Source organism: Promicromonospora sp. NPDC023987, from assembly GCF_040639055.1.
In the GTDB taxonomy this organism is placed as follows: domain Bacteria; phylum Actinomycetota; class Actinomycetes; order Actinomycetales; family Cellulomonadaceae; genus Promicromonospora.
On sequence record NZ_JBEZZF010000108.1, the window covers coordinates 1 to 10698 of the forward strand.

Annotated in this window: 10 protein-coding genes; 1 reads left to right on the forward strand and 9 read right to left on the reverse strand. The window is 67.6% G+C overall.

What is annotated here, in order from left to right; genetic code table 11:
- Positions 1-90: 90 nt before the first annotated feature.
- From AB0F40_RS26185 to AB0F40_RS26205, 5 genes are all read right to left on the reverse strand, one after another.
- On the reverse strand, positions 91-330 hold the full coding sequence (locus AB0F40_RS26185; RefSeq protein ID WP_357474920.1) for a hypothetical protein: 240 nt from the start codon (positions 328-330) through the stop codon (positions 91-93).
- A 1795-nt stretch (positions 331-2125) separates the two neighbouring features.
- A complete protein-coding gene (ccsB, locus tag AB0F40_RS26190) occupies positions 2126-3040 on the reverse strand; it encodes a c-type cytochrome biogenesis protein CcsB (RefSeq protein WP_357474923.1) in 915 nt (304 codons plus the stop codon).
- 836 nt (positions 3041-3876) lie between these two features.
- Positions 3877-4608, reverse strand: coding sequence for a F510_1955 family glycosylhydrolase (locus AB0F40_RS26195; RefSeq protein ID WP_357474926.1), 732 nt, complete (start codon positions 4606-4608; stop codon positions 3877-3879).
- Between the two features lie 203 nt (positions 4609-4811).
- Positions 4812-5825, reverse strand: a complete 1014-nt coding sequence (locus tag AB0F40_RS26200; RefSeq protein WP_357474929.1) for a M56 family metallopeptidase — start codon at positions 5823-5825, stop codon at positions 4812-4814.
- Positions 5822-6181: a BlaI/MecI/CopY family transcriptional regulator gene (locus AB0F40_RS26205; protein WP_357474932.1), complete on the reverse strand. Its 360-nt coding sequence runs from the start codon at positions 6179-6181 to the stop codon at positions 5822-5824. Before AB0F40_RS26205 ends, AB0F40_RS26200 begins: the two co-directional genes overlap by 4 nt.
- 158 nt (positions 6182-6339) lie before the next feature.
- Here AB0F40_RS26205 and AB0F40_RS26210 point away from each other — a divergent pair, with 158 nt between their 5' ends.
- Positions 6340-6738 carry a DUF2752 domain-containing protein gene (locus tag AB0F40_RS26210; protein ID WP_357474935.1) on the forward strand — a complete coding sequence of 133 codons (399 nt, stop codon included), beginning with the start codon at positions 6340-6342 and terminating at the stop codon, positions 6736-6738.
- A 22-nt stretch (positions 6739-6760) separates the two neighbouring features.
- On the opposite strand, the gene AB0F40_RS26215 is transcribed toward AB0F40_RS26210, so the two are convergent.
- From AB0F40_RS26215 to AB0F40_RS26230, 4 genes are all read right to left on the reverse strand, one after another.
- On the reverse strand, positions 6761-7546 hold the full coding sequence (locus tag AB0F40_RS26215) for a cytochrome c biogenesis protein CcdA (RefSeq protein ID WP_357474937.1): 786 nt from the start codon (positions 7544-7546) through the stop codon (positions 6761-6763).
- Positions 7546-8121: a TlpA disulfide reductase family protein gene (locus tag AB0F40_RS26220; protein WP_357474940.1), complete on the reverse strand. Its 576-nt coding sequence runs from the start codon at positions 8119-8121 to the stop codon at positions 7546-7548. Before AB0F40_RS26220 ends, AB0F40_RS26215 begins: the two co-directional genes overlap by 1 nt.
- A gap of 769 nt (positions 8122-8890) precedes the next feature.
- Positions 8891-9739 (reverse strand): C40 family peptidase, encoded by an 849-nt coding sequence (locus AB0F40_RS26225; protein ID WP_357474943.1) that lies wholly within the window; start codon positions 9737-9739, stop codon positions 8891-8893.
- 109 nt (positions 9740-9848) lie between these two features.
- A complete protein-coding gene (locus AB0F40_RS26230) occupies positions 9849-10295 on the reverse strand; it encodes a hypothetical protein (RefSeq protein WP_357474946.1) in 447 nt (148 codons plus the stop codon).
- Positions 10296-10698: the final 403 nt, after the last annotated feature.

The window sequence follows — 10698 nt, forward strand, 5'->3', positions numbered from 1 at the left end:
CGCCGGCCACCGCATCACGGCCCAACCCGAGATCCCACCCGCTGCGGCCGAGATCCTCACCGCACTACGGGGTGACTAACCTGGCACGAGTCAGGTCAGATACCGCCACATCCGCGACACCGTCGGCTGGGATGTCCCGTGCCGGTCGGCGGTCAGCTGCTGGGCCAGCTTGTGCCGAGCCTTGATCAGCACCATCGCCACCGCCTTGCCGAACGGCATCGTGAAGTCGTACCGCTCACCGGGTGGCCGGGCGGTCTGGACCTGCCACATGCGGGCGATCAGCTCGGTGCTCTGGGCAGGGGTCAGTCCGGTAGTAGCGTTGTAGCGCACGGGTCCTTCGTTCGGCTCGATCGTGTCTCGACAACCCGATCAAACCGGACGCAAGGGCCCGTGCACTACATGTCAATCCTGACGCTGACCAGCAACGATGCGGGCCACGCGACTATGTCCACATGACCACGCCCGAGCGACTGAATAACGCTCTCAGAACTCGAAACCTGGTGAACGCGAATCTGCTGCCTGGACTGCTGCTCCCCATCCGTTAGGGGATAGGTCGACCGCGACGGGCGAACCATCGGGAGCTAGGCCTGCCTCGATTCGACCCGGAACACCCTTCGCAAACACAAAGTGGACGAACGGAGGGGCGTCCTTTTCTGCAGCGACTACACCGGTATAGAGAGCTTGCTCGTCTGTCAGTTGCACGGCGAGCATAGGATTCAGCTCGTGAACACGCCCATCGTCGGCACGCACGACGAACGCATGTGCGCGAGCCGTCAGCGGATACGCCTCGTCGAGAACGAGCGCAACGTATACCGAGTCATCAGAAGCTTCGACCAGGATGGTCCTGTTGCCGGCTTGAAGGCGATGTCTTGTGTCCCGCCAGGAAGTGATGTCAGCACCTCTCTCAGAAGCAGATGTCCACGGGCGTGCCGTACTTGGTTGTATAGCCCCAGGTTCCGTGAAAGGCTTCACGATGAATCCGACCCCGAAAGCGATGGCAACCCGAGGATACACCCGCCCCATCATAGATCCTCAGGTACGTAGCGGTGCTGGAGCTGCTAACGGGATTCCCGAAGTTTTGAAAGACGCCGTTGACCTTTCGCTGCAACTGAACAGTGGTCACTGCTGCGTCAGGTGAATAGTTGCACCGGACTTCGCCGTAGACCCCGACCGCCGTAGCCGTGGACTTAAAGGGGGTTCCGATGGTGGAGGTACAGACCACGTCGTGCAGCGGTGTGGCCGTCGTTGGCACGGAGGCGTGCGCGGGCACAGATGTGAACGTTAGCAACATCAGCGCAGCAAATAGACTCGCAGACAATCTTCTTCTTCTCATTGGAGCCCTCACTGTCGCGGCCGGGGGCACCATTGCCCACTGCCATTTGCGATGGAGAGTACTCCCACCTGGGGTACCTGCCAAGGCCCGTAGTCGAAGGGGCCCTTGGATGACGGGGCTGCCGCGCGCTGGTGGGGTGCGCCCGTAGACGATTCTGAAGGTGGCGTTGGGGCTCGGTCGGGCGCGCCAAGCCAGGTGCCGCTGAGTTGTCAGCGGCGGTCACCTAGAGTTGCAGGGGCTCTAGCTCCAGACGCTGCATGTGTCTCGATCCGCTCGTCCCGGCCGCCAGGTGATCCAGGCTCGGACCGAATCGCGGGCGTCGGTCGGTGAACCGTGGCCCCTGAGATCAGCTACGAAGCCACGCGGACGTGCTCTATTTCAGATATCAGACAGTGTCCACGTAGAAGTGGGAGCTGTGATTGCGGTGACGACCGTCGAACTCGCCCTACCCGAGACCGGCGTCTGCCCCGGCGACCTCGCGCTCCAGCCGAAGGCGTGGCTGAGGACACCGGCGCCGCGCGGGCGAACCCGAAGAACAACGAAGCGGGCTCCGACTCAGCTCGAGGGCCCGCTTACGATTCGCGGTATGGACGCACTCAGTGCCGGACTGCGAGAGCTCGCTACGGCTCAGAGACCTCGCCAGGTGGTCGCACGTGGTGCGCGCTCACTATACGGGCTCGTGCATGTCAGCCTGTACTGAACTCACGGCAGAATCACAGCTGCGGGAGCGTCAAGCCTTTGAGTTCCAGCTGCCGTCGCCTTCGGAAACCGTGAACTTGCTGGAAAATGCGTTCATCCGGCAGTCAGTCCCGAGTAGGAGTGCTTGCCGTTGATGATCAAGTTGACCACGGTGAAGTTGAACAGCACGCAGGCGTACCCGACCAGCACGAAGTACGCGCTCCTGCGGCCGGCCCAGCCGCGGGTAGTACGGGCATGGAGATAGGCCGCGTAGACGACCCAGATGATGAAGCTCCACACCTCCTTGGGGTCCCACCCCCAGTACCGCCCCCAGGCGCTCTCGGCCCAGATCGCTCCGCCGATGAGGGTGAACGTCCAGGCCACGAACCCGACAGCGTTGAGCCTGAATGACAGCGCCTCCAGAGTGTTGGCGGAGGGCAGGTTCTCGAGCCAGCGCCACCTGTCCCGTCCTATCAGTGCGCCGCCGTCGTCGTGGGAGTCGCGCAGGAGCTGCAGTGAGGAGATGAGGAAGCTGACGGTGAAGATCCCTGCCGCGCCCACCGCGACGCCGACATGGATGACCAGCCAGTAGGACTGCAGGGCCGGGAATAGTCCGGTCGCCGGTAGGTAGAACGCGTTGACGGCCAGCACCAGGAACAGTGCCGCGACGCCTGTCACAAACGTTCCCAGGAAGCGCACGTCTCGACGCAGATTGAGCAGGACGAAGGCGAGCAGTGACGCGCACGCTCCCACGAGCGTGAACTCGTACATGTTCGACCACGGCGTACGACCGGCCGCGACGCCGCGCAATACGATTGCCACGATCAGAAGAATCGTGGCTAGCCACGTCGTGGACACGCCGACACCCGCGGCGCGGCGGGGAGCCATGGTTACGGGCAGCCCGGCTAAGACGGGTGCTGCACGATGTTCCGCTTGTCGTGACAGGTCGATCGCGAAAGCGATGAGCGCTACCACCAGGGCGGTGGCCGTCGACCAGACAAGCAGCACGCTCAGGGCAGAGATCTCCATCAGAGGGTCCTTTCAGAGAATCGACCGAATCCGCGGCGCGGCGGGTGGGCCGATGGCAGTTCTAGACGGCGCGGAACACGCGCGGAAGGATCACACTGAACCAGCGGCAGTGTCACCGATCACCGTTGAATGGCGACGATGGCCATGTGGCCATGTTCGAGTAGTCAGAGAAGTAACCGGTCGCTCACCGACTGGGCGCCGAAGCGGTTAAGAGGCAGCACGGCGAGGGTGCGTTCACCATCGAGCGCTCGCGCGGTCTAGATCCGGCACACGCCCCACGACAACGGGTCTGCTGACGTCAACGGAGAGGAAGCACATGACAAGCGCGGCAGCAGTGCAGTCCGCTGAGGACGTCGCCGCGGCCAGTGGCGTGGCGTTCGTAGCCTTGCGGTAAGAAGGATCCCGGCCGCTGCCAGCGCGCACAGGCACAGCAGGGTGATCGTGTCGTGGGCATGCGATCGGTCGTCGTCGGCCAAGACTGGAACCTCGCTGCCGGATCCGGGACCCGCCTCGACAGCAGACCCCACGCTCACCGCCACAGCCGGCGGCGATGCGACGGTAGCGCCGGCAAATCCGGTCATTGCAAGCAGCACGATCACCAGCACGAGTTGCACGGCGCTCGAACCTGCTAGACGTCGGACCGGGACACGTATCGTGCGGATCAAACTCGAGGCGCCTCGATGCTCCCGAACAACCTGCCGACGAAAGCCTCGGCGAACGGGCACCACGGCGTGGGCGGTTCCCGCTGGTGACACCGACTGAACGGCACGTGAGCAATGACGAGGAGCCGACTTCTGCACCCGTGCCCCTGCACGTCGTCGGGACCGTGGCACAGTTCACCGATCGAGCATCGGCCGGAATGTGGCGCCGCCGTCGGTGGAGGCGAGTACGGTGCCGTTGGCGGCAGCGTAGATCTGCGTGGCCGAATCGATGGTCAGGGCCTCGGGCTGTCCGTCCAGGGCTGCCTGCTCGGTCCATTCCCCGGCCGGTTCCTGTGCCGTGTAAACGACACCGTCCGGGGTCACGCCGGCCAGCGTGCCGTCGTCGGCCCAGCTGACGAAGACCATTACCGGTGCTGACTCGACTGCTTCGAACGTGGTCCCGTCGTCGGTGCTTCGGGTCAGGCCTTGCTGGGTGGTCGCCACGAGCACGTCGGGGTCGTCAGGGCTGACTGCGAAGTCCGCGATCTCCGCGCTGCTGATCTCGGCCCAGGACTGCTTGTCGGTGCTGGTCAGGAGCTGGCCGGTCATGGAATTGAGCCCGTACACGCGGCCGTGGCGGTACTCGAGCGCGTGGAAGTCCGCCTCCCCGCTGAGGGAGAGCGTCTCCCAGGTCTCGCCGGCGTCGGTGCTCTCGATGAGCCCGACCGAGCTCGGGCCGCCCTGGCCTTCCCCGGGATGGCCGCTGGCCAGGAAGTGGCCCGGTCCTGCGACGGTGAACCCCATGTAGTCCTGCACCTCGGCAACCCGGGTCGCGCTGCCGTCAGCGATCCGGAACAGGCCGTAGTGCGTCCCCGCGTAGACGGCGCCATCGCCGGGATCGATTCCGATCCCGTGAATGTGTTCCATCTCTGCGGGGGCTCCACCGCCGGCGTCGGCAGGAGGCTCATCGTTCATTGTCAGGACCAAGACCGCGGCCACCACGAGGCCGATAGCAAGCGTGATGGCCACTGCCATCACAACGGAGCTTCGTCGAGCCACGGCTGAGCCTCTCGGTAGGACTACCTGAACTGCATCTACTATAACGAATAGTAGGCGATGCGGATACCGAGTCAGCCCAGCCCGGCCACGCAGAGCGGCATGGCCGCCGCACATATGGCGGGCGAGATGGCAACGAACAGCAGCTCGGCCAGCGCCACCCCGACACCGGTGACCAACAGCGCGACTTCGGCCGGCCGCGGCCGCAGCCTGGGTTTGCTGAGCCGGCGGACACGTGCCGCCGCCGAGCCGCCGGCCGCGAGTGCGCGCGCAGGGGCGGCTTGGGCGCCCGCCAGGGTCACCAGCGCGTGGGCCAGCCGACGGCGGACCACGGCCCGGTCGCTGGTTCTGGTCGTTGCACGTTCGACGCGCATGGCCCCGTCGTCGGCAGCCATCTCCAGGAGCCGGGGAACCTGCTGCGCCGCCCGCCGGAACAGCCACATTCTGCCGAACGCATGCGCCAGGGCCACGGACAACTGCGTCGCCAGGTGATGCCGCTGGCGCAGGTGCGCACTCTCGTGGGCGAGCACGAGCCGCGCCTGGTCGTCGTCGAGCAGGACCAGCGCGCCTGAGCTCACGACTATCGTGCCCCTACCACCCGCTAGGCCGCCAGGAAAGCAGTACGCGGCGGGACGGACATCGTCCAGGAGAACGCGGTCCTCACGGTGCACACCCGGAAGCCTGCGCCCAACGAGCGCGAGCCGATCGAGTTGGTCGAGCCGCTCCCACCGTGCCCGCCTGGACTCCCGGGCAAGGCTGCCTAGCAGCCGGGCGGTGACCACAAGAGCCAGCAGCATCCCGGCGACGCCGAGAACGACCCCGTGCGGACCGATGACCTCGGAGCGCAGAGCCAGCGCGCAGTGCGCAAGGAAGTCGCCCAGCGCGTCGACCATGCTCGGTGGCACCACCAGCAGAGCCGATGCCAAGCCCACCAGCAGCACCGACGCGAGCGAGGCGAGACCGAGCAAGTGCCAGGAGGCGACCGCCAGCCGCGGCGCGGACGCCGCCCACGGGGCCTGCACCAGCAGGTGCCCGGCAACCATCCCGAGGGCAACGAACGCGAGGAGCAGCAGCAGTGCGGTCGTCACGACGGACTCGCCTCGCCGAGAAGCGCCCTGAGCTGCGCGGACTCCTCGGGGGTGAGCTGCTCGACGAAGTGCATCAGCGCCGCGCCGCGGTCACCACCGCTGGCCAGCGCATCCTCCATCGCCTTAGCAGTGTGCGCGGCACGACCCTGCGTCGCCCAGTACACGTAAGCCCGGCCGGAACGCTCCCGCTCGACGAAACCCTTCTGGAACAGGTTGTCCAGCACCGTCATCACCGTGGTGTAGGCACGGGTCCGCCCTCCTGACAGCGCCTCGAGGACCTGGCGCACCGACAGCGGCTCGCCCGAAGCCCAGAGCTGCTCCATCACGAGCGCCTCCAGGTCACCCAGCTTCCGCATCCTTGCCCCCATCCGTCACCGACCTTGCCGACCCGTCTTGCCGGAATACCCTATGCAGGATAGTAGATCGACGCTTCTCTCCACTGACCAGGGCCTCGCATGCCGACAGCCACGGCCCCCTTCCTCCGCCTCCGAGTCGAGCAAGTTGGTGGCCACCGATGGCTGACAGCCGGAGCGGCGTCCCCCTCGCGGCCGCGGCCATGATGGTCGCGCTTGGCCTGCCTCCGGTCGACCTGCACGGACCACTACACCTGGTCGGGATCATGGACCCGTTCTGCGGCGGCACCCGCACGGCCCGGTACGCCGCGCAAGGGAACCTTGCCGAGGCGTGGCGCTACAACCCGTTGAGCATCGTGATCGTGTACGGCGCGCTGGTTGTGGTCGCCCGGGCTGGGGTCGGCTTGGTCACCCAGCGCTGGCTCACGATGAAGATCGGGTCGACTCCCGCCCGACGGCGCCGGGTGATCACCGTCGCCCTCGTGCTGCTGGTCTTGCTCGAAGTCCGCCAGCAGCTGCGGGCCGATCTGCTCATGGAGGGCACCCACACCTGGCTCTGACCCCGACCCGTATCGGCACGTGTTACAGGAGCGTCTCGAACCCGCCGATCCACCCCTGCATCTGGCCGGTCAGGTAACTCCAGAGACCCGTGACCAGGGCCAGGCCGATCAGCACCAGCATCCCGCCGCCGGCCCGCATGATCGCGAGCCGGTACCGGCGTAGGAACCCGAGCATCCGGTCCGACCCCAGGCCGAGCGCCACCAACAAGAACGGAACGCCGAGCCCCAGGCTGTAGGCCAGGCCCAGGCCCACCCCGCGCCCGGCCGACGCCTCGTCCAGGGCCAGCGCCTGCACAGCGGCAAGGGTCGGCCCCATGCAGGGCGTCCAGCCCAGCCCGAACACGATGCCTAGCAGCGGCGCGCCCCACAGGCCGGCGCGGGGGCCGACGTGCAGCCGCGCCTCACGCTGCAGGAACGGGACCGCGCCGAGGAACGCGAGACCCATCAGGATCACGACGGCGCCCAGGACACGCGTGAGTACGTCTTCCCAGCGGACCAGGTACGCGCCAATTGCGCCTGCTGCCGCCATGAGCGACACGAACACGGCGGTGAAGCCGAGCACGAAGAGCGCGACGCCGAGCAGCACCCGGGCGCGGCCGGACAAGCCCGGTCGGCGAGCCGATATCGGGCCTCGCGAACCCGAGAGAGTCGCACCGGACGCCGCCATCCCGCTCACGTAGCCCACGTACCCGGGCACGAGCGGCAGCACACATGGAGAGGCGAACGACACCGCACCGGCGAGGACCGCTACGGGTACGGCGAGCAGCATCGAGCCACTGAACGCCAGATCGGCCAGACCAGTCATCATCAGGCGTCCCCCGATGCTGCGCCCTCGGAGCCGGGGTCCTCGGCGAGCACGTCCTCGACCAGCGTCTCGAGCGTGGACCGGTCGATCTGTCCGATGACGCGCGCGGCCACCATCCCGTCGCCGTCCACCACCACGGTGGTCGGGACCGCCTGCAGCGGGACCACACCGTTCAGGTCGGCCACGACCCGACCACTATGGTCTTCGATGCTCGGGTAAGGAACGTCGAAGGTGCGCTCGAAAGCCTGCGCGGTCGGCGCCTCGTCCTCAGTGTTGATCCCGAGGAATCGCACGCCGTCCGCCTCGAGCTGCTCGGACATGGATGCCAGGTCCGCCGCTTCGGCGCGGCACGGCGGGCACGCGGCGTACCAGGTGTTCAGCACGAGCGCGTCGGCCGCCCAGTCGTTCGTGTCGATCTCCACTCCCTCGAAGTCGTTCCCGGTGGCCCGTACGGGACCGTCACGGTCACCGGGGTCCCAGGTCCGTACCGAACCGTCACCGGACACGAAGCCCTGCTCTGCGACCTGACCTGCACCAGAGGGAGCGGCACATCCGGCGACGACCGTGGTCAGGCTCACAACGAGTGCCGTGATAGCACGACGACGACCACGAACGCGCAGCATCGTTGCGGGCGCGTCGCCTGCACGCCCGGCGAGACCAGTGGCACTTATCAACGCGTTCCTCCTCGTGACTGACGGACTCCACTCCAGCCTACTACTATGGAACATAGTAGTTGCGGAGTCGACGCCCTCCAGCCAATTTCTCGCACTACGACTCATAGGCACCCAGGGTCGGATCGCCGTCTTTTGCTCGCCGCTGTGGTGGTCATTCCTCAGATCGATTTTGCCTGGGGCACCCTAATGACGACGCCGCGTGAGTGCCGTGATCGCCAGAAGGGTCACGAGTACGAGGATGATCGCGCCTACGGGCACAGCGATCGGGGTCGGGACCCCCGCCACAGTGGGGTGGTGTTCGCTCGTTGCCGCTTCCGATGAGCGCGCCGCGGAGACCGCGGAGCCAGAACTCAGCCCGGTCCGGTCCAGCACCTGGGCTTCCGACGGGGACGGTGTGACCCCGGCCGTGGGTGTGGAGGAGAGCAGTCCGGCGTGCGCGGCCGCGGGTAGCTGGCCGAGCACGAGCGGCAACAGCATCGACAGTACGACGACACCCGTCACGGGCAGTCGGGAGCGGCGGGTCGGCGTCGCGCCCGCTGTCTGAGTGAGACCGACGTGAGTGTGCATGGGAACTTTCGGCTCAAGTGGTACCGGGGCATCCGAATGACCGAGCACGCCGCCCGGTGGGCGGTGTGAGGGGCGGGCAGGCCGCCCGCCCCTCACACCGGGTGAGTCAAGCGACCCGAAGGACGACCGGGTTGGACTGCCAGACCTGGGTGTACCGGACGGTCTTGCCCGGGACGGGGGCCTCGATCTGCATGCCGTCACCGGCGTAGATCGCGATGTGGCCGGGCGACCAGAGCAGGTCACCGGGCTGGGCCTGGGACCAGGGCACCTCGGTTCCCGCGTACCGCTGCTCCGAGGAGGTGCGGGGCAGGTTGATCCCGACCTGCGCGAACACGTACGAGGTGAACCCGGAGCAGTCCATCCCTGCCGGGGTCGAGCCGCCCCAGAGGTACGGCACTCCGAGGTACCGCATCCCGATGGACACGATCGCGGAGCCCTTGGCCGAGGCCGGGATGTCCACGGCCACCTCGGCGGCTGCTTCAGCCTCTGCCTCCGCGGCTGCGGCGGCCTCCGCAGCGGCTTCGGCCTCCGCTTCGGCCTCCGCTTCTGAGGCGAGCTGCGCCTGGTACTCGTCGTTCTCCTCGGCGGAGGTGACCGAGACGGCAGCCGTCTCGACCTTCAGCTGCGCGTCAGGAGCGACGGTCACGACAGGGGCTGCGGCGATCGCTTCGCGGGCCTGCGCGGTCAAGGCGTTCAGGTCGACCGAGTTGAGCGCGCCGTTGACGGGGGTACCGGCCAGCGAGGTGTTGACCGACGCCGCGGCTGGTGCCGCTTGGGCGGGGGCGGCAACCAGGGACAGCAGCACGCCGGAACCGGCTGCGGCGACCACGGCGGTCCGCCCTGCGAACGCGGTGGCCTGCTCGGTGGCTGCTCGGGCGGCTGCGGCCAGGACGGGACGGCGTGCCGCCCGATGACGACCGCGCACGGTCGGGTTGGGGTTGACGTTGGGCTCCATGAAAGCGGGGACCTTTCGGATCGGAGTAGAACCACTCGCGCGGCCCGGGTTCGAGGCGCGCTGAACCGGTCGACACCTGCATGGGGTGGTGCCGACGGGAGGTGGTGGTCTACGTCCGGGAGATCCCTAGGGCGTGCAGCGACGGCGCGGCCGCTACTGCCAGGCCCGACGGCGCCCGGGGGCCGTCCGGCGCGATGCCGGGCACGAGCCACTGCACGGCCAGGGGCGGTGCACCGGCCAGGTCTGTGGAGGGCGACATCGTCCGGTCGTACCGCGCCGTCACCGTGCGGTCTTCAGCGCAGTCGGACGGGCCTTCGCCGTGATGCCCCGAGTCCGCGTGCGCGGGCTGATCCGAAGCCGTCGCTGCGGCGGGCGCCGCGTGCTGCCCGACGGCGTCGTGCGCGGACGTGCTGCTGTGGCCGGTCTCGTCCAGATGGACGCTGCACACGGCCTGCACGCCCAGGACGGCGAGCACGAGGAACATGACCGTCAGGACGCTCGCGAGACCACGCCGAGGATCGGCGAGCTGCGAGCGAGGGGCACGTGTCAGGTTCATAGCGAGCCCAAGAGTAACGGTATGGACACGGCACTGCGCAACACCGCGCTGCAATGGGGGCCGTCCCAAAAACCTCGCTCACGCCACAATGGGGACTGACGGTGCAGATCACACGCGTGGACTAGCGGCGCGACGGCCTTGCAGGCGGCGCCAGCCGTAGCGTGTCATCCCGCGCGGCTTGTAGATGTTCAAGGCCAGTGGGACCAGCAGCACCGCCAGCCCACCACGGCGTGGAAGAAGTCACCGCCGAGCTGGGCAACGTCGCCTGTCGGGGCCGCCGTGAACAGCGACCGGTCCCCTGCGATCAAGAGTCATCGCCGACCCCACTAGTTGTGCCGAGCGATGAGCAGGGGGTGGTGGGGGGGCGGGCGCGCGGGGGGCCCCCCCCGGGGCGCGCACCCCG